This window comes from Brevibacterium sp. GP-SGM9 (assembly GCF_047300845.1).
In the GTDB taxonomy this organism is placed as follows: Bacteria; Actinomycetota; Actinomycetes; order Actinomycetales; family Brevibacteriaceae; genus Brevibacterium.
Window position 1 is genome coordinate 2,562,828 of sequence record NZ_CP178563.1, and the last position, 18,450, is coordinate 2,581,277.

At 66.1% G+C, this 18,450-nt stretch carries 15 protein-coding genes and 1 pseudogene; 9 read left to right on the top strand and 7 right to left on the bottom strand.

Features of this window, described 5'->3' with window-relative positions; translation table 11 throughout:
- Positions 1 to 38 precede the first annotated feature (38 nt).
- Both ACH82I_RS11590 and ACH82I_RS11595 read right to left on the bottom strand, forming a co-directional pair.
- Positions 39 to 971, bottom strand: a complete 933-nt coding sequence (locus tag ACH82I_RS11590; protein WP_413332742.1) for an FAD binding domain-containing protein — start codon at positions 969 to 971, stop codon at positions 39 to 41.
- Positions 962 to 2,308 carry an XdhC family protein gene (locus ACH82I_RS11595; RefSeq protein WP_413332744.1) on the bottom strand — a complete coding sequence of 449 codons (1,347 nt, stop codon included), beginning with the start codon at positions 2,306 to 2,308 and terminating at the stop codon, positions 962 to 964. Before ACH82I_RS11595 ends, ACH82I_RS11590 begins: the two co-directional genes overlap by 10 nt.
- A gap of 176 nt (positions 2,309 to 2,484) precedes the next feature.
- On the opposite strand from ACH82I_RS11595, the gene ACH82I_RS11600 reads away from it, so the two are divergent.
- On the top strand, positions 2,485 to 3,102 hold the full coding sequence (locus ACH82I_RS11600) for a hypothetical protein (protein WP_413332746.1): 618 nt from the start codon (positions 2,485 to 2,487) through the stop codon (positions 3,100 to 3,102).
- Positions 3,103 to 3,120: 18 nt separating this feature from the next.
- On the opposite strand, the gene ACH82I_RS11605 is transcribed toward ACH82I_RS11600, so the two are convergent.
- Together ACH82I_RS11605 and ACH82I_RS11610 are read right to left on the bottom strand one after the other, a co-directional pair.
- On the bottom strand, positions 3,121 to 3,315 hold the full coding sequence (locus tag ACH82I_RS11605) for a hypothetical protein (protein WP_413332750.1): 195 nt from the start codon (positions 3,313 to 3,315) through the stop codon (positions 3,121 to 3,123).
- Between the two features lie 178 nt (positions 3,316 to 3,493).
- Positions 3,494 to 3,697 (bottom strand): cold-shock protein, encoded by a 204-nt coding sequence (locus tag ACH82I_RS11610; RefSeq protein WP_230745797.1) that lies wholly within the window; start codon positions 3,695 to 3,697, stop codon positions 3,494 to 3,496.
- A gap of 528 nt (positions 3,698 to 4,225) precedes the next feature.
- On the opposite strand from ACH82I_RS11610, the gene ACH82I_RS11615 reads away from it, so the two are divergent.
- The 7 genes and pseudogenes from ACH82I_RS11615 to nrfD all read left to right on the top strand — a co-directional run bounded on the left by ACH82I_RS11615 (position 4,226) and on the right by nrfD (position 13,619).
- Entirely contained in the window at positions 4,226 to 5,311 is a 1,086-nt protein-coding gene (locus ACH82I_RS11615) for an LCP family protein (RefSeq protein ID WP_413332752.1), read from the top strand.
- A 94-nt stretch (positions 5,312 to 5,405) separates the two neighbouring features.
- Positions 5,406 to 6,149 (top strand): ABC transporter permease, encoded by a 744-nt coding sequence (locus tag ACH82I_RS11620; RefSeq protein ID WP_413332754.1) that lies wholly within the window; start codon positions 5,406 to 5,408, stop codon positions 6,147 to 6,149.
- Between the two features lie 128 nt (positions 6,150 to 6,277).
- Entirely contained in the window at positions 6,278 to 6,718 is a 441-nt protein-coding gene (gene trxA, locus ACH82I_RS11625; protein ID WP_230745800.1) for a thioredoxin, read from the top strand.
- Entirely contained in the window at positions 6,715 to 7,416 is a 702-nt protein-coding gene (locus ACH82I_RS11630) for a class I SAM-dependent methyltransferase (protein WP_413332757.1), read from the top strand. The genes trxA and ACH82I_RS11630 overlap by 4 nt, the downstream gene beginning before the upstream one ends.
- 145 nt (positions 7,417 to 7,561) lie before the next feature.
- Positions 7,562 to 10,741, top strand: a pseudogene (gene fdnG, locus ACH82I_RS11635) (formate dehydrogenase-N subunit alpha); the annotation flags it as partial.
- 449 nt (positions 10,742 to 11,190) lie between these two features.
- Complete coding sequence (locus tag ACH82I_RS11640; RefSeq protein WP_413332759.1) at positions 11,191 to 12,339, top strand: 4Fe-4S dicluster domain-containing protein; 1,149 nt, start codon at positions 11,191 to 11,193, stop codon at positions 12,337 to 12,339.
- On the top strand, positions 12,336 to 13,619 hold the full coding sequence (gene nrfD / locus ACH82I_RS11645; RefSeq protein WP_413332761.1) for an NrfD/PsrC family molybdoenzyme membrane anchor subunit: 1,284 nt from the start codon (positions 12,336 to 12,338) through the stop codon (positions 13,617 to 13,619). Before ACH82I_RS11640 ends, nrfD begins: the two co-directional genes overlap by 4 nt.
- Before the next feature lie 35 nt (positions 13,620 to 13,654).
- Here the strand turns inward: nrfD and ACH82I_RS11650 are convergent, their stop codons facing one another.
- Both ACH82I_RS11650 and ACH82I_RS11655 read right to left on the bottom strand, forming a co-directional pair.
- Positions 13,655 to 15,319 carry an amidohydrolase gene (locus tag ACH82I_RS11650; protein ID WP_413332763.1) on the bottom strand — a complete coding sequence of 555 codons (1,665 nt, stop codon included), beginning with the start codon at positions 15,317 to 15,319 and terminating at the stop codon, positions 13,655 to 13,657.
- Between the two features lie 38 nt (positions 15,320 to 15,357).
- Positions 15,358 to 16,590: an MFS transporter gene (locus tag ACH82I_RS11655; RefSeq protein ID WP_230745808.1), complete on the bottom strand. Its 1,233-nt coding sequence runs from the start codon at positions 16,588 to 16,590 to the stop codon at positions 15,358 to 15,360.
- Positions 16,591 to 16,714: 124 nt separating this feature from the next.
- Between ACH82I_RS11655 and ACH82I_RS11660 the strand changes: the two genes are divergently transcribed.
- Positions 16,715 to 17,317, top strand: a complete 603-nt coding sequence (locus tag ACH82I_RS11660; protein ID WP_230745810.1) for a TetR/AcrR family transcriptional regulator — start codon at positions 16,715 to 16,717, stop codon at positions 17,315 to 17,317.
- Between the two features lie 43 nt (positions 17,318 to 17,360).
- Here the strand turns inward: ACH82I_RS11660 and selD are convergent, their stop codons facing one another.
- Entirely contained in the window at positions 17,361 to 18,347 is a 987-nt protein-coding gene (gene selD, locus ACH82I_RS11665; protein ID WP_230745812.1) for a selenide, water dikinase SelD, read from the bottom strand.
- Between the last annotated feature and the right edge of the window lie 103 nt (positions 18,348 to 18,450).

The following is an 18,450-nucleotide window of genomic DNA, read 5'->3' on the forward strand; positions in this document are numbered from 1 at the left end:
GCTGGCCTCCTCGCTTCTCACGCCGGGCTCCTCTCTTCTCACGCTGGCCTCCTCGTCATCGAGATGTCTCCGGTGCGGGCCGGAATCGTCTGAGCGGCGAGGAGTTCGCCCAGGATCTCCTCGCCGAGGCGATGCGTCATCGCCTCCCGCCACCGCGGGCTGCCGTGGATGTCGTCGTGCCAGTTCCCCTCGACCGCGGCGTCGATTGCCGCGTGGAGCCCCGCCGAGGTGGCCGGATGGTTGGCGTCGTCCCCGAGCTCGACGATGTGGGGGCGTTTCGTCGAAGCCGTGAGCGTCAGGCGGATTCGGCCGTCGTCGAGGAGTCGGCCGATGAGCAGCGCCGCCGAGCGGCCGCGTTCGGTCAGCGAGATCCGCCGGAAGGCGCAGGGCTGTCTCAGGGCCGCGATGTCGAGGTGGAAGCTGCGGATGAGCTCACCCTCGCACAGCGCCGTTCGCGCTTCGCCGAGCACGAGATCGGCGACGGGCAGGCTCCGACGTGAGCCGCTCGGGCCCAGCAGCAGAGCGGTGGCATCGAGGCCTGCGAGCAGGGAGATCATCGGCCCGGCCGGCAGGGCTGTGGCGACGTTGCCGCCGATGGTCGAGGCGTTCCAGATCTTCCACGAGGCGACGAAGGAGTCGCAGCACGGAGCGAAGAGATCGAGACCGGGCAGTTCTGAATTCGGAACTGCGGAACTCGGCTGTGGGAGATTCCCCGCTGAGGCGAAACCGTAGATCTCGGCGATCCGGCAGGTCGCGGCGATCTCGAGTTCCCCGACGCGGCCGTCGATGGTGTTCCACCGGGTCGGTTCCCACCCTGCTTCGGTGATGTCGAGCAGTCTCGTCGGCGCGCCGCGGGTGATGTCGGTGCCATAGGAGAAGAGCACGGTGCCCCCGGCCAGCCAGCTGTCACCGGGGCGCCAGGAATCGGGATCCGCGCAGCTGAGCACTTCGTCGACACAGGTCATGTCCATGAGTGCTCCCCCTGTCGGTGAGCGGAGGTCGCCGTGCAAGCAGTCGTGGGTGCCGTGGTCGAGGTGGGCCCCGCGGCAGCCTCGGAACCGGTCGATCGGGAGGTGCGTGCGTGTGAGGGGCGAGGGCGCTCGCCGTGCACGGGCCCCGAGGTGTCACGCAGCTGCGCGATCCCCGTCCGGTCTGTCCGGCCGTGGGTGCAGGCGATGAGTTCGGCGAGCACGGCGACGGCGACCTCCTGCGGGGTTCTCGCCCCGATGTCGAGGCCGATGGGCGAGTGCAGGGCGGCGAAGTCCTCCCAGGGCAGTCCGCCGTGGAGCAGCTCCTGCGCTCGCCTCTCGTGAGTGGTCCTCGAGCCCATCGCACCGACATAGGCGAGGTCCATCCGCAGTGCCCGGTCGAGGACGGGCAGATCGAATCGCGGATCGTGGGTGAGCATGATGACGGCGGTCCGGGAGTCGACGCGTCCGGCGGCACATTCTCGGGCGAAGTGCTCCCCCGGCAGGTCGACGATGACCTCATCGGCACCGGGGTGGCGGTCCCGGGTCGCGAAGATCGGTCGCGCATCGCAGACCGTGACCCGCAGATCGAGAAGGGCAGTGGCCTGGGCGATGGCGGTCGAGAAGTCGTTGGCGCCGTAGATGACGATCCGCGCCTGGGGACGGCGGGATTCGACGAAGAGCCGGCGCACGATCGGGCACTCGGGGCTCGACTCGTCCCGCACCTCGGCGATCCCGCAGCCGCCGCGGCGGATGAGCCCTTCGACGACAGAGGCGGCGCGTCCCACCTCGGCGCGGAAGTCGTCGGGCAGTCCGAGTTCGGTCGGACGATCCGACTCACCGACTGAGCCCTCGCCGAACAGTCGAGTGTCGGCGGGCAGACAGGTGCCTTCGGCCAAGGCGAGAGGGGTCAGCCGGGAGCGCTCGCCGATCGTCGAGTCCGCCGCTTCGGCAGGCAGCTCGCGGATGAGGGTGCCCGAATCGACGGCTTGCGACCCCGCATCGAGGAGCGAGCCGAGAGCGGAGGCAACGTGGATGAGCGGTTCGATGAGGACGCGGATGTCACCGCCGCACATGAGGCCGACGGACAAACCCGAGTCGTCGCCGAAGCCGAAGTCGCAGATCTCCGGCTCGGCCACGTCGATGCAGGTGAGAGCGGCGTCGACGATCGCGGATTCGACGCAGCCGCCGGAGATCGAGCCGATGGTCAGGGCGTCATCGCGGACGGCCATGGAGGTGCCGATGGGGCGGGGTACGGAGCCGGAGACGGCGATGACGGTGGCGATGGCCCACCGATCGGGGGCGTCGAGGCATGACGAATAATCTGTGAGGCGATCCAACACGGGGCTACCTGTCCTTCCTGTAGCGCCCGGTAGATAGCCCAAGTTCGACCTTGAACTCGCCATAGGCAATACGTGTATTCTAAATCACACATTTTCGCCAGGCAACAGATTCTTTCCGCATAGTGAAGTTCGAGTGTGCATTGTGAAGTTCGAACGCGGAGTCGGAGGAGAGCATGAACCGCGATGACCTGCTCGCCGTCGTCGAGGACCGCGCTCGGAATCCATGGGCCCTCGCCGGAGCGATTCCGCACGGTGCGCGGGAGGTCGGAGGCGAGACGAGGACGAATCTCACCTGCGGTGACCGGGTCGAGCTGGCGCTGCACCTCGTCGACGAGGGTTCCGCCTCGGCCGGCAACCCTGGAGACGAAGACGGCGATGGCGGAGGTGTCGACGATAGCGGTAGGAGTGGCGATGTGGGCAGGGACGTCGGTGGCGACTCACGTGAGGCTGTCGACCGTGAGGGCGGTCGCGTGTTCCTGCGAGGGGCGACCGCCGGCTGTGCCCTCTCGACCGCTGCCGGGGACATCCTCGCCGAGGTGATCGATGGGTGGTCGCGGCACGATGCCGCGGCGCTGCTCGCGGAACTCGCCGATGCGCGTCTACGGGGCAGGGCCGTGAGCGAGGAGGCGTCGGCGCTGCTCAACGCCCGCGCTGCCGGTGGCCAGGCAACCTCGGCCAAGGATCTGAAGGGACTGGCAGAGATGGAGGTCGTGCCGCTGCGACGCCGGTGCATCGCTTTTCCGTGGAAGCTGGCCGCGGACCTGCTCGCGGACGATCAGCCGGGCGGGTGACCGGTCGGGCCGGTGACCCTACTTGTTGCGGCGATCTCGGCGGACGGCAACGATCAGGGCCGCGACGAGGGACGCGAGAGCGAGGCCCCAGAGCAGGGCCGCGAAGTCGTGGAACGGCGGCAAGGGGGCCAGGACGAAGCAGGCGACGGCGAGGAGCAGCAGGGCGAGGATCCACCGCGTCGTCGCGCTCAACCTCATCACTCGTCTCTGCATGCCTTTGACATTACGAAAGCCGCCTTGCCGTGTCAACGGTCGACGGCGGTGAAACGAGAAAACGACGACTCCCCGGCCCGATCATCGGTCATGATCGAAAGTTCGATCGTGACCGCGTCGGACGCGGGGAGCCGCCGGTGATTCTCAAAAAGTCTCAGGAACGAGACTCACCTGAGTCTCAGAGGGGGCGAACGCTGGTGGCCTGGAGGCCCTTGGAACCCATCTCCGAGTCGAACTCGACGTTCTGACCCTCGGTGAGCTCGCGGTAGCCGGTGGCGTCAATTGCGGAGAAGTGCGTGAACACATCAGCAGAACCATCGTCAGGCTGGATGAATCCGAAACCCTTTTCCGAGTTGAACCATTTCACGGTACCTGTAGCCATAATCTTTGTATCCTTATTTTTTAACTGGTGACCGCCGGGGCGGTCTTGGTGGTCGGATCCGGTTGAGGATCCGGCTTCCCCGTCGGATGGTCCGAGCATTCTGCTCAGGTCCGGCGGAAATCTGTGGGTGTCACCGTTGTTCCGTCATTTGCGCTGATCTGATCTGTCGCTGATCTATCGTGTCCTGGTTGCCGACAGAAGCTGACTCGGCGGACAGCTGTCTCAGGCGGATTCGGGAATCGGTCGGTGTCGATAGCACTGGCAAGTGCTGGATGAGAGTCGTCAAGAGAGGGGGATTGAAAGGTCAAGAGAAAGTATGAGAGGCGCGGACGGTAGACACGCGCCGAATCGGCAACAGCACGACACCAAGCGAATCTACCTACGCTGCCGGTGTCACACGTTCGACACGATCTCGTGGCCGAACAGTGTCCAGCCTAACAGAGACTTCGGGGCCCTGATGCCACCGAGTTCGAAGAAATCATGTTTAGGATTGTATGCAATCTGTTGCCGGCATTGGAGAGAAGAGATTTGGAGTTCGCCGACCCCGGCTCACGCCACGACCCAGGACCACACCGCGACTCGCACTTCGAGGCCGGTCCGCGCCCTGAACCCGGCCCCAGGCGCAGGCGACGCCTCGCCCGCAAGTACCGTCGCCGCCGCGCCGTCGTCGGCATCCTCGCGGTCCTCGTCATCGCGGTTCCGGTCACCATCGTCGCCGTCGTCCACAACCTGTCGAGCAACATCTCCTCCTCGCAGCTGCGGGCCGGCGACGACAACTCGGTTCCCGAGAAGCTCACCGATGAGACGAACGTGCTCATCCTCGGCTCGGACACCCGCGAACTCGACACCAACGGCTACGGCAGTGCCGAAGGTGCCCGCAGCGACGCGATGATCCTCGCCCACGTCTCCGCCGACTCCTCCCGCATCGATGCTGTGCAGATTCCCCGGGACACCACGCTGGACATCCCGGCCTGCGCGGACACCGGATCGGGCGCCTCGGCGGCGGTGCACGGAATGATCAACTCGGCTCTCAATGCAGGCCCCGCCTGCTCCGTCTCGGCGGCCGAGGCGCTCACCGGCGTGCGCGTCGACCACTTCATCGAGGTCAATTTCGACGGCTTCGCCACCATCGTCGACGCCCTCGACGGCATCACCGTCGACCTCGACGAACCGCTCCACGACACGAAGGCGAAGCTCGATCTGCCGGCGGGTGAGCAGACGCTCGACGGCACCGATGCCCTGGCTTTGGCGAGAACCCGGCACGCCGTCGGCGACGGCAGCGACATCTCCCGGATGGGCAATCAGCAGATGGTGATGGAGTCGATCATCGACCGGGCGAAGAGCTCCCAGGTGCTCTCGCGACCCGATCGGCTCTACGGGTTCCTCGATGCTGTGACCTCGGCTCTGCGCGTCGACGACGATCTCGATTCGGTCGGCTCCTTGGCCTCGCTGGCCGCGACCGTGTCCTCGGTGCCGAAGGAGGACATCACCTTCGGAATCATGCCGTGGGCCCCGGCTCCGGAGAATGCGAACCGCGTGGTCAAATCCGCCGCGGCGGACGCCGTGTTCACGGCCCTGAACGAGGATCGCCCGATCGCCGATCTGCTCGGCTGAAAGGATCGTCGGCCAGATCTGGGTGAGCGCGGGCCCGCTCCATACTCACGTGGGCCAGCTCCGGACCGACGCGGGCCCGCTCTAGACTGACACCGTGACGATCGCCGAGCTTGCACCCCTGCTGCTGGGCATCGGCGTGCTCGTCGGCGCAGCGGTCGTCATCCTCCGCCTCGCCGAGGTGGGGCTGGGCTGGCTGCCCGTCGTCGCGATCATCCGTGCGATCGTCCAGCTCGCCCTCGTCGCGCTTCTCCTGCAGGGCGCGCTCAACGCCTGGTGGAGTGTGGCCGCGTTCATCGCCCTCATGCTCACCACCGCCTCGGTGACCTCGCTGCGGCGTGCCCGCGATCTGCCGCGCGGTCCGGTCGGCGCGGTCGCAGGCGTCATCGTCGGCGCCCTCGTCACGCTGGGAATCGTCTTGGCCATGGGACTCGTCGACCGCGAATTCGAGCGAGTCATCGCGGTCGCCGGCATCGTCATTGGCACCTGCATGACAGTCTCGACCCTGTCGATGCGCCGGTTCGCAGCGAACCTGCGCACCGGTGCCGGGGAGGTCGAAGCCTGGCTGTCCCTGGGCGCCCGACCTCGGCAGTCCGTGCAGCGGCTGCGACAGGACTCGATCCGGGAGGCCCTGCTGCCCAATCTCGACCAGACGAAGAACACCGGACTCGTCACGCTTCCCGGCGCCTTCGTGGGCGCGCTGTTCGGCGGTGCCTCACCTCTGGAGGCCGCCGAATTCCAACTCGTCGTCCTCGCCTCCCTCGTCCTCGCCGGAGCCATCACCGCCGTGCTCGGCACGCACATCGCCGCCGGATCGACCCGGCTGCCAGCGCCCGAATGAGCCCAGGTGAAATCGGTGCGGCCTGATCGGGCCTGAGGCGGCCCGAGCGAATCCGAACGAACCTGATTGTGACGGCGAAGTCGCCCCCGTCCAGAGAGCATTCATCATCGGCTCCTAGACTGGGGCGCATGTCTACGATCGAAATCACGCAAGACAACTTCGAGTCGACCATCAACGACAACTCGATCATCCTCCTCGATTTCTGGGCCGATTGGTGCGGTCCCTGCAAGCAGTTCGCTCCGGTCTTCGAACAGGCTTCCGAAGCCAATCCCGACATCGTCTTCGGCAAGATCGACACAGAGGCGCAGCAGCAGCTCGCCGGTCTCTTCGCCATCTCCTCCATTCCCACGCTCGTCGCATTCCGCGAGGGCATCGTCGTCTTCGCTCAGCCCGGAGCCCTGGCCGCTCCCCAGCTCGAGCAGGTCATCACCGCCGTGAAAGGCCTCGACATGGACGAGGTCCGTGCCGAACTGGCCAAGCAGGACGAAGGAGTCGACGCCGAGGCGGCCTCGGCCAACACCGTCCCCGACGGGATCCCTGCCTCCGAGGAACCCGGAACCGAGAGGTGAGCGCAGAGCAGCAGGCGGCCGATACCGGAGTCCCCGACTCCGTCGCCGCCTGGGAGGAGCGCTATGCCGGAACCGAGGACTCCATCTGGTCCGGCAATCCGAACGCGGCCCTCGTCGACACGGTGACCGGCCTCGAACCGGGCCGAGTCCTCGACGTCGGCTGCGGTGAGGGCGCCGACGTCGTCTGGATGGCCGAACACGGCTGGGACGCCACCGGCATCGACCTCTCGACCACCGCCATCGACCGCGCCCGGAAGGCGGCCGAGGATCGCGGGATCGCCGCAGACTTCGCCGTCGCCGACGTCTCCACTTGGGAACCGGCCGTCGATGACGCTCGCCGAGGCGGCTTCGACCTCGTCGTCGGATGCTTCCTCCACACCCGGTTGCCCGATACTCGGGAGGAGCTGCTGACCAAGGCCGCCGCGCATGTGGCTCCCGGCGGTCGACTGCTGCTCATCTCCCATGCGGCCATGCCGCCCTGGGCTGCCGCGCACAACGAACAGCTCGCCCACGGTCTCGACCACCACCACGAGCCGGTCACCCCGAACGGCGACTATGCGCTGCTCATCGGGGCCAGCCCGCATCGCTGGGAGATCGAGCTCGGCGAGCTGCGCACCCGCGAGGTCACCTCACCGGACGGGGAACCGGCCGAACTCTCGAGGACAGCATCCTGCTCGCCCACCGCATCTGACCGCTGAACCAGGGCACGCAGGGACACGCAGGGACCGCCTCGGCGAGTACCGCCTCGGCGAATGGGGACACCGATCCTCACCTGAGGAGACACCACTCGATTGAGGCTGTCCTTGCTGTCCCGGCCGGCCCGATAAGGGCTATTGTTGTGCCATGGCTCGGTTCAGCTTCCTCGAGTGGCCGGTACTCCGGCAGTTCCGCACGTCCGACACTTCGGGCCGCGGCGAATCGGTCACGTCCCAAAAGACCCGGGACACCACTGCGCGCACCTCCACGGCCGACAAGGTCGTCCAATCCGTCTGCCCGTACTGCGCCGTCGGCTGCGGACAGAAGGTCTTCGTCAAGGACGACAAGGTCGTCCAGATCGAAGGCGACCCGGACTCCCCGATCTCGCGCGGACGACTCTGCCCCAAGGGGGCGGCGAGTGAACAGCTCGTCAACTCGAAAGGCCGCGTCACCGATGTTCTCTATCGAGCTCCGAAAGCCAAGGACTGGCAGAAGCTCGATCTGAATACCGCGATCGACATGATCGCTGACCGCTTCATCGAAGCCCGCCGCAATCATTGGGAGGACTTCGACGACAAAGGTCACCCGCTGCGTCGCACGATGGGGATCGCCAGCCTCGGCGGGGCGACGATCGACAACGAGGAGAACTACCTCGCGAAGAAGCTCTACACGGCGGCGGGCGCGATTCAGATCGAGAACCAGGCGCGTATTTGACACTCCGCCACGGTTCCCAGTTTGGGAACCTCGTTCGGGCGAGGCGGCGCCACACAACCCGTCCAGGATATGGCGAATGCGGACTGCATCATCATCCAGGGCTCCAATATGGCCGAGTGCCACCCAGTGGGCTTCCAATGGGTGAGCGAGGCCAAGGCCCGAGGTGCCCGCATCATCCACGTCGATCCTCGTTTCACGCGCACCACCGCGATCGCCGATAAGCACGTCCCGATTCGGGCGGGCTCCGACATCGTGCTGCTCGGTGCGCTCATCAACCGGGTCCTGCATGATGGCACCTACTTCGACGAGTACGTCCGCGCCTACACGAACGCGACGAACCTCATCAGTGACAACTACCAGGACACCGAGGACCTGGGCGGACTGTTCTCCGGATACGATCCGGAGACGAACTCCTACGACAATTCGACCTGGTCCTACCAGACCGACGAAGCGGGCGCCCCGGTCACCGACCCGAGTCTCGAGGACCCCCGGACCGTGTTCCAGATCCTCAAGCGCCACTACGCCCGCTACACCCCGGAGATGGTCGCCGACAACTGCGGCATCAAACCCGCCGACTTCGACTACCTCGTCGAATCGATCACGCAGAACTCGGGTCGCGAACGCACCACCTGCTTCGCCTACGCGGTCGGGTGGACGCAGCACAGCCTCGGCGCGCAATTCATCCGCACCGCCTCGATCCTCCAGCTCCTGCTGGGCAACATGGGACGCCCCGGAGGTGGCATCATGGCGCTGCGCGGACACGCCACGATTCAGGGCTCGACCGACATTCCGACCCTGTTCAACCTGCTGCCCGGCTACCTGCCGATGCCCAGCGCCGGAGCCCACGACCGCTTCGACGACTACGTCGCCTCCGTCGGCACCCCTGAGACGCACAAGGGCTTCTGGTCCAATGGGCGCAGCTACGCGGTCAACCTGCTCAAGGCCTGGTGGGGTGACGCTGCGACGCCGGAGAACGACTTCGCTTATCACTACGTGCCGCGCATCAACGGCGCCCACGGCACGTATCAGACGCAGGTGCGGATGCTCAACGACGGCGTCGACGGATATTTCCTGCTCGGGCAGAACCCGGCCGTGGGATCGGCGAACGGCCGCATGCAGCGGATGGCGATGAGCCACCTCAAGTGGATGGTCGTCCGCGACTTCAGCCTCATCGAATCCGCCACCTGGTGGAAGGACGGCCCGGAGATCGCCACCGGCGAGCTCAAGACCGAGGACATCGAGACCGAGATGTTCTTCATGCCCGCCGCCAACCACACGGAGAAGGCCGGCACCTTCACGCAGACGCAGCGCCTCGTGCAGTGGCGGCACAAGGCCGTCAACCCGCCCGGCGATGCGCAGAGCGAACTCGACTTCTTCTTCGAACTCGGCCAGCGGGTGCGCGAGAAGCTCAAGGACTCTGAGGACCCCCGTGATCGTCCGCTGCTGGACCTGACCTGGGACTACCCGGTCGACGAGGAGGGTGAGGTCGAACCCGAATCCGTGCTCGCCGAGATCAACGGCTACTACGTCGGCGGTGAGAAGGACGGGCAGCCGCTCGATAACTTCAACCAGATGACCGATGACGGCACCACGGCCGGAGGCTGCTGGATCTACGCCGGCATCTACGCCGGCGGTGAGAACATGGCCGCCCGCCGCAAACCGCGCTCCGAACAGGACGAGACCGCCGCCGAATGGGCGTGGGCCTGGCCGGCGAACCGCCGCATCCTCTACAACCGCGCCTCGGCGGCCCCGGACGGGACACCCTGGTCGGAGAGGAAGAAGTTCGTCTGGTGGGATGCCGAGGCCGGAAAGTGGACGGGCAAGGACGTGCCCGACTTCCCCGTGGACCGGGCGCCCCAGGCGCGCTCGGACAAGGCCTACGGCGGGACCGCGAACCTCGACGGAGACGATCCGTTCATCATGCAGGCCGATGGCAAGGGCTGGCTCTTCGCACCCAGCGGCATGGTCGACGGGCCGCTGCCCACGCACTATGAGCCGCAGGAATCGACCGTGGCCAACCCGCTCTACGATCAGCAGAACAGCCCCACCCGCAGGGTCATGCGCCGTGAGGACAATCTCTCGGCACCCGGTGCCGGCTTCCCCGGATCCGAGGTCTACCCCTATGTGTTCACGACCTATCGACTGACCGAACACCACACCGCCGGCGGCATGTCCCGGTGGCTGCCGTATCTGTCCGAGCTGCAGCCGGAGATGTTCTGCGAGATCTCCCCGGAGCTCGCCGCCGAGGTGGGACTCGAGCCCTACGGATGGGCCACCTTGGTCTCTCCGCGGGCCGCGATCGAGGCCCGCGTGCTCGTCACCCGCCGGATGAATCCGCTGACCATCGGCGGCAAGACCGTCCACCAGATCGGTCTGCCCTACCACTGGGGCGTCGGGGGAACTGCGGCCGTGGTCGAAGGGGATTCGGCCAACGACCTCCTCGGCGTGACGATGGATCCGAACGTGTTCATCCAGAACAGCAAGTACGTGGCCGGCACGATCATGCCTGGCAGGCGTCCGCGCGGTCCCGAGCTCGTCGACTTCGTCGAGAAGTACCAGCGAGAGGCCGGGCTGAGCCCGGAGTCAGGCAACCAGCTCATCACCGCCAGCGCAGAGAACGTGGAACGCTCCGCGGCCGCCGATTCCCCGGCGCACCAGGGCGGCCACCCGCACCGAGGTGGGGATTCGGCCGTGGGTGTCAGCCCGGGTAAGACTCTCGGCGCCGAGGCGGGCGACGGAGCTGACAGCACCACCGACGGTTCCGGTGGGACCGGTTCCACCGACGGTGCGGCAGATGGTTCCGGCGGAACCGCGAGCGCCGATGATCGTTCGGGACGCGTCGACCTGCGACCCGCCGAGACGAATCGGAAACCCGCCGAGGCGCGCGATGAGCCGACCGAGACGGCCGATGCCAACCGCGCCGTCGACGGGGACCCCACCGACGGAGATCCGGACGGAGGCTACATCGGAGAGGACGCGGACGCGGCCGAGACGGGCCGCCTCGGCGAGGGCGACGGCCCTCTGGTGGACAATGGGAACAGCAGCGAAGGTGAGGAGGACTGATGTCGGCACCGACACTTGACGGGGGCGCCATCGCCGATGGTCACTGGCATGACACGACGCACCATCGCAAGGGATTCTTCACCGATACCTCGATCTGCATCGGCTGCAAGGCCTGCGAGGTCGCGTGCAAGGAATGGAACCGCAACCCGCAGGACGGGACCTTCGAACTCCTCGGCTCCTCCTACGACAATACGGGCAGCCTCGGCGCGAACACCTGGCGCCACGTCGCCTTCATCGAACAGGATTCGGAGCGGATCGAGAAGGCCCGGGAATCCGGGCGCAAGCTCGTCAACCTCGGCATGCCGAGCATCCGTCCCCGGACCGATGAATCGGCCGGTGCCCAACCGCTCGACGGTGCCCTCGGGGCGGCCGCGTCCGGATCCTCGGGGGCTGCCGGCGACGCGAACGGCCTGCCCTCGACGCCGCCGCTGGGCATCGACCTGCTGGCCCCCGGCGCCCTGGAGCCCAGCGACCCGGAGAACATCGCCGCGCTCGACACCACCCCACCGGACACCGCGGACTTCCGCTGGCTGATGTCCTCGGACGTGTGCAAGCACTGCACGCACGCGGGCTGCCTCGATGTGTGCCCCACGGGTGCCCTGTTCCGCACCGAGTTCGACACGGTCGTGGTGCAGAACGACGTCTGCAACGGCTGCGGCACCTGCGTGGCCGGCTGCCCCTTCGGCGTCATCGAACGCCGCGACGACGGCACCATCAACACGCCGACCGATCGTGACGATCGCAAGGCCGCGGACATGGATGTGCCGAACAAGAACACGGCGAACAAGTGCACGCTCTGCTACGACCGCCTCGTCGAGGGTCAGGAACCGGCCTGCGCGCAGACCTGCCCGACCCAGTCGATCAAGTTCGGCGACCGGGATGACATGGTCTCCCAGGCTCATGCCCGGGTCGCCGACCTCCACGCCAAGGGCCTGACCGAGGCCCGCCTCTACGGAGCGAACCCCAACGACGGGGTCGGCGGGACCGGATCGGTCTTCCTCCTCCTCGACGAGCCCGAGGTCTACGGTCTGCCGCCGGATCCGCGGGTGGCGACGAAGGACCTGCCCGGCATGTTCGCTTCCGCAGGTGTCGCCGCACTGGGTATGGTCGCGGCCGCGGGGCTGGCGTTCCTCGGGAGCCGACGTTGAGCACATCCGAATTCGATTCCTACCGCCCACCCGAGCCCGAAGGCGGACGCCGGAAACGTCGCCGAGGCGGTCGCGGGCCCGGTGACGGTCGCGACGGCCAGGGTGGACCCGGCGGTCAGGGCGGCTCGGGCGGCGGTAGACGCGGTCAGGGCTGGAAGAACCGCGGTTCCGACGGCAATCGTGAGATGCCGATGGTCGAGGACGTCGAGTTCACGTCCTACTACGGCCGGCCCATCGTCAAGGCTCCGCCGTGGGGTCACGAGATCGCGCTCTACCTGTTCCTCGGCGGACTGGCCGGCGGGTCGACCCTGCTGGGATTCGGCGCTCAATTCACCGACCGTCCGGGGCTGCGGATCGCCAGCCGGATGACGGCGATCACCGCGACCGGAGTCGGCGGAGCAGCGCTCGTCGCCGACCTCGGACGACCCGAGCGGTTCATCAATATGATGCGCGTGGTCAAGGTGTCCTCGCCGATGAGCCTGGGCACCTGGATCCTCTCGGGCTTCGGCGTCGGAGCGGGGGTGACCTTCGCGATCGAACTCGACCGGGTGACCGGGGAGAAGCTGCTGCCCTTGGGACCGCTGCGCCGACTCCTCCATGCAATGGAGACCCCCGCGGCCCTCGAATCCGCGCTGTTCGCGACACCCCTGGCCGCCTACACAGCCGTGCTGCTCGGCGACACGGCGGTGCCGACCTGGAATGCCGCCGGACGCAACGGCCTGCCGTACGTGTTCGTGTCCTCGGCGTCCCTGGCCGCGGGCGGTGCCGCCATGGCCCTGGCGCCCGTGCGGGAGACCGGGCCGGCCCGCCTGCTCGCGCTCATGGGGGCCGCCGGTGATGTCATTGCGATGGATCGGATGAAGAAGCGAATGCACCCCGCCGAGGTGGATCCGATGGAGGAGGGCGAACCGGGGCACAAGCTGCAACGGGCCGAGACGCTGCTCATCGCCGGTGCCGTCGGTGCCGCCGCCGTCGAGGTGGGGGCCAGGGTATTCGCGAAGAAGCTGGACGGTGGTGCAGGGTCCGGCTCGGGACTCGGTGCTGGTTCGGGACTCGGATCCGGCCGGCGCAGCTGGAAGACCCGAGCTGTGCTGCGAGCCGTGTCGGTCGTCTCCGGTGCGGCACTGGCAGCCGCCTCGGCGTATACCCGGCTCGGGATGCTCGAGGCCGGCATCGACTCGACGAAGGATCCCCGGCACGTCGTCGAACCGCAGCGCGCTCGCCTCGAGGCCAGGCGCGCGGCCGGCATCACCGACGACTCGATCACCACCGGAGTGTAGTCGTTCACCGTGGTTTCCGAGATCTCCTCACACGCTCATGACTTGTCGTGTGATGACGCATCCAGCCATCGGAACGAATCGTCGATGGCCACGGCCTTGACGTGTGCTTTCAGCAGAGCGTCGCTGCCGTCGGAGAACGGATCGGCGTCCAGCACCATCAAGTTTGCTCTCCCGCCGGGTATGATCTCGCCGATGCCATCGTCGAACCCTCCTGCACGAGCAGCAGCGAGCGTGAGTGAACTCAAGGCTCGGGCAGGCGTGAAGGCTCGTTCGAGATGATAGACCTCGGTCCCCGGCTTGAGTGCTGATCGGGTGGTCAGGGCGATGAACAGGTTGTGGGAGGCCAAATGAGGCGCGGTCGGGGCATCGGTCCCCAGGGCCATGTGCACGCCGGCCGCGCGGAACTTGTGCCAGGGAAAGCCGGACTCCGCACGTTCACCGCCGAGCATCGTCATCCAGTTGGCCATGATCGCCGGATCGCAGTGCACAGGCTGCATCGAGGCGACAACTCCGAGTGCCGCCATCCGACCGATAGTCTCATCGGTCACCGACTCGAGGTGTTCGATGCGTGGTGCGCGAACTTTCGGTCCGTTGGCTCGTATGCATGCGGCGACGAGATCGAGTGCGATCTCGCTGGCATGGTCACCGATCGCATGCATGGCGAGGTCCAGACCATGAGCATCCGCCGCAATTGCAACGGGCGCAGCTGAACCGAACGACCATATCGGATCGGCGTGCGATCCATCAGAGTATGGCTCCCGCATGGCCGCCGTGCAGGCGTCGATCACACCATCGAGTATGAACTTGACGCCGACGATGCGAAACCATTCGGATCCAGGAATGGCGGCGATCTGATCGCGTATCTGCGCCGCTCGGGCGACTGACTCGAGGTCTCTCTGCGGATCGCCGGTGGGGCGAAGCAGCCAATAGCCGACGACAGGAAACGGCAGGCGACTGTCACGGTTGAGCCGTCGAACGAACGTGGCCGCTTCTGCCTCGCCCACTGCCATATCGGTTGCTGCGGTGACTCCGTTCCGCAGGTAGACATCGAAGGCGTTGTCAAGAAATCGATCCCGGTCGTGATCGGTCGTGATGGTCTCGAGATACGACCACGCGTACTCGACCGCAGCGTTCTCGAGGAGGAAGCCGGTGGCCTCGCCGTTGTTGTCTCGAACGATCTTGCCGCCAGGAGGGTCGGGCGTCTGTGCGTCGATGCCCATCGCAGTCAATGCGGCCGTGTTCACCCACGACGAATGGACGTCGTTGGAATCGAGGAGTACCGGCAGATCGGCGATCGCCTCGTCGATCATCGCTGCTGTAGGTCTGCCGCCGGGGACGGCTTCGAACATCCAACCCGAACCGAGAATGTAGTCGGCTTCCGGCTGTTCCTCGCGCCTGCTCCTCAGGCGATCACGAATCTCGTCCAGATTGGTGCAGTCGCGCAGTGCCACCTTGTCGATGGTCTGGCCCAACATCAGCAGGTGAGTGTGCGCTTCGACGAAGCCAGGGGTGACGAGGGCTCCGTCGAGGTTGATCTCCTCCACCGTGTGCTCCGGCGCGGTGGTCGTTTCGGCTATGTCGAGCACGGTTGCACGGTCGCCGACAGCGATGATGCGACCCGAATCGAAGGCCACCGCATCGTTGATCGGCGCGTGCTCGTGGCCGGTGAAGACTGTGGCATTCGACAGTATTGTGGTCATGGCGTCCTTTGCGTGGGTGAGGGGCGGCGGCGAATCGATCAGCGCGTGGGTTCGACTTCGCCGAGGTGGGTGAGCGTTTCCTCCACTCCGGTGGAGACCCGTGCGATGAGTACCGTGGGAATGATGAGAATGAAGCTGACGATGCCCATGCTCACTCCAAAGGCCGGAATTCCCGCACCGTCGATGACCCACGCGCCGATGATCGGAGCAAAGCTCGAACCGACGATGTAGGCGCCGATGAGAGGACCGGACCATCTGCCCCGCGCGTCGAGTCCGGCCGCGGTGGCGATGAAGAGGACGAACGCGAAGGCGTAGATGGTGTTGACGACGACGATGAGCACAGCCAGCGTCTGAGGATCACCGGTCAGACCGATCCAGATCTTCGTCGCCCCGCCGAGGAGGAGGGCGATTGCCAGCGGCACTGCCCGTCCGATCCGGCGACCGCTCAGTGTCACGATCACCATGGCGCCGGCCCCGACCCCCGCTGCCGCGCTGAGAGCGAACCCGAGACCTTGTTCGCTCAGGCCGGCAGCGTTGCCGAGGGTGGGAGCAAGTGTCCACACTGCGTCTTCGCTGGTGCCCCAGAGAGGGAACACGATGAGCACTCCAATCCCGGCGAAGAGCACACGTCGCGGTGCATTCGTCGGTACCGTCGGAGACTCGTCCGCAACGTCAACGATCGCGAGCTCCGGAGTGTTGGGTAGCCAGATCGTGACGGCGAGAGCTATTAGAGACAACAGCGCAAGTGCCCCGAACACATTCGCCTGCGCAAGACCGAGCATCGGGATGACGGCAAGCACCACCATGACCAACAGACGATTGACCACTCCGCTCGTCGCACTCACCCGATTGGGGTTGCGCAGTGCTGCGATAGCGGCTCCCGAAGTCGAAATCGCAGTACCGACACCGATGGCGCCGAGAATGAAGGTCGCTACGACCCAGCCGGAGTGTGTGACAATCGCGGCCGCTCCGAAGCCGACGACCGCAACGATGAGTCCGACCGCGGCCAAAGATCGACGATGTGATCCTGCTGCAGCGCGTGATGTCGCCAGTCCGATCACAGCCGATGCGAAGAGTCCCCACGTGAGGATGTTTCCCGAAGCGACGACATCGAACCCGACCTGCTCGAAGACCGACATGATCAGCGGCGCAAGATTGGCCATCATCAGGCCAGCCAGCGAAACGAGGAAAACGGCACTGCCGTTGCCCATACGCAGCGGGACGCGTGGGTCGTCGACGGGTGACAGCTGGCGCGCAGGTGCAGAACTCATGGGGGCCTCTCTGCCCGGGGAAGAACGACTATTAAACGAAAAGTTTTCGGTTAACTAGAATAGTGCATGCAGTGAGAGAGAATGTCAACCAGATCACATCGTCGTCTGAGAGAGAGACTGCTTCATGGCTCGACCGGTATCACCGCTTCTCAGCCCGGAGAAGATCGCGTCTGCCGCGATTGAGATGGTCGATGCAGGGCACGAGCTCAAGATTCAACCCTTGGCCAAAAAGCTCGGAGTCAGTCTGTCCTCGCTCTATCACCACGTGGATGGTCGCGAAGGCATCATCCAGGCGATGCGCGAAGTCCTCAGCAGGCAATACGAATTCAACCCCTCTATCGGAGAGGCATGGAGAGATTCGCTGCGGGAGGGGGTGAATGCTCTTTGGCGGTTGTATTCGGACCACCCGCGGGTGATGATCCATCTGCTCGGGGTCACCATTCACGAATCGGACACAATGCGACTCTACGAATCTCTCGTCGAGTGTCTGCAGAAGTCGGGATTGCCCGACAGTGAAGTTCTCACCACTTTGGAAGTGCTGGATGCATTCGCGTTCGGAGCTGCACTTGACGCACTCTCGCCGACGACGATCTTCGCGCCAAAGGATGCGGGATCGCCGATGTCCGAACTGCTCAGACAGCATCCGTCGGGCCGAGAGCGGAACGAGCTGCTCTACAAGCGCGGCCTCGACATCATCTTCGCGGGAATCGAATCACGAATAGGATGAACCGCGCGCCTTGCGCTGCCGGTCACGGATCTCTGAAATCGAACTACCGCACGTGGACGCCCGAGCCGGCGACGATCTCGCCGATGACCGGATAACCCGGAAGCTCGCCGACAACGAGCAGTCCGCCCGAGGTCTGGGCGTCTGCCAGCAACAACAGATCGTCCTGGGCCACCGAGTCGTCCGCGCTCAGGTGAGGGCGCACCCAATCGAGGTTGCGCCGGGTACCGCCGGAGACGTACCCATCGGCGATCGACTCGTCGACTCCGTTGAGGCGGGGCACCGCGGCCGCGTCGATGACCGCCCCGACCCCCGAGGCTCGAGCCATCTTGAACAGGTGACCGAGCAATCCGAAGCCGGTGACATCGGTCGCCGCCTTGATGCCCGCAGCCACGGCGGCCCGCGATGCCTCGGCGTTGAGCTCGGCCATTGTCGCCACGGCCTCGTCGAAGTACTCGCCGGTCTGCTTATGGCGGTTGTTGAGGATCCCCACGCCGATGGGTTTGGTCAGGGTCAACGGCAGGCCCGCCTCGGCGGCGTCGTTGCGCATGAGCTCACCGGGGTGGGCGATGCCGGTGACGGCCATGCCGTACTTGGGTTCGGGGTCGTCGATCGAGTGCCCGCCGGCGACTGGGCAGTTCGCCTGTCCGGCGACGTCGAGCCCGCCGCGCAGCACCTCGGTGAGCAGCTCCATCGGCAACTTCTCCCGGGGCCAGCCGACGAGGTTGATCGCCGTGACCGGCGCCCCGCCCATCGCGTAGATGTCGGAGAGAGCGTTGGCGGCGGCGATGCGGCCCCAGTCGTAGGCATCGTCGACGACTGGGGTGAAGAAGTCTGCGGTCGAGAGCACCGCAAGATCGTTGCGAACGAGGACCGCCGAAGCGTCATCGCCGTCATCGAGGCCGACGAGGACCTCTGGCGCACTCTGTCCGGTCAGGCCCCTGACCGCGTCCTCGAGCTCGCCCGGCGGGATCTTGCAAGCGCAGCCTCCACCGTGAGCCAATGAGGTCAGGCGTTCCTGGGTGGCAGTCATACGGTGAGACTAACATCAAGGCGCAACAGCCCCGCAGAGCCGGCCCGATTGGCCTAAGAACTCCTCGATTGGAGTCCGTCAGCCCGCCCGCACCCAAGGGACC

Bases quoted from the DNA above. Each gene is read 5' to 3' on its own strand.
- ACH82I_RS11660 (WP_230745810.1), top strand. From the start codon at position 16,715: ATGGCTCGACCGGTATCACCGCTTCTCAGCCCGGAGAAGATCGCGTCT.
- ACH82I_RS11600 (WP_413332746.1), top strand. From the start codon at position 2,485: ATGAACCGCGATGACCTGCTCGCCGTCGTCGAGGACCGCGCTCGGAAT.
- ACH82I_RS11655 (WP_230745808.1), bottom strand. From the start codon at position 16,590: ATGAGTTCTGCACCTGCGCGCCAGCTGTCACCCGTCGACGACCCACGC.
- ACH82I_RS11640 (WP_413332759.1), top strand. From the start codon at position 11,191: ATGTCGGCACCGACACTTGACGGGGGCGCCATCGCCGATGGTCACTGG.
- ACH82I_RS11650 (WP_413332763.1), bottom strand. From the start codon at position 15,319: ATGACCACAATACTGTCGAATGCCACAGTCTTCACCGGCCACGAGCAC.
- ACH82I_RS11610 (WP_230745797.1), bottom strand. From the start codon at position 3,697: ATGGCTACAGGTACCGTGAAATGGTTCAACTCGGAAAAGGGTTTCGGA.
- ACH82I_RS11590 (WP_413332742.1), bottom strand. From the start codon at position 971: ATGGACATGACCTGTGTCGACGAAGTGCTCAGCTGCGCGGATCCCGAT.
- selD (WP_230745812.1), bottom strand. From the start codon at position 18,347: ATGACTGCCACCCAGGAACGCCTGACCTCATTGGCTCACGGTGGAGGC.
- trxA (WP_230745800.1), top strand. From the start codon at position 6,278: ATGTCTACGATCGAAATCACGCAAGACAACTTCGAGTCGACCATCAAC.
- ACH82I_RS11605 (WP_413332750.1), bottom strand. From the start codon at position 3,315: ATGCAGAGACGAGTGATGAGGTTGAGCGCGACGACGCGGTGGATCCTC.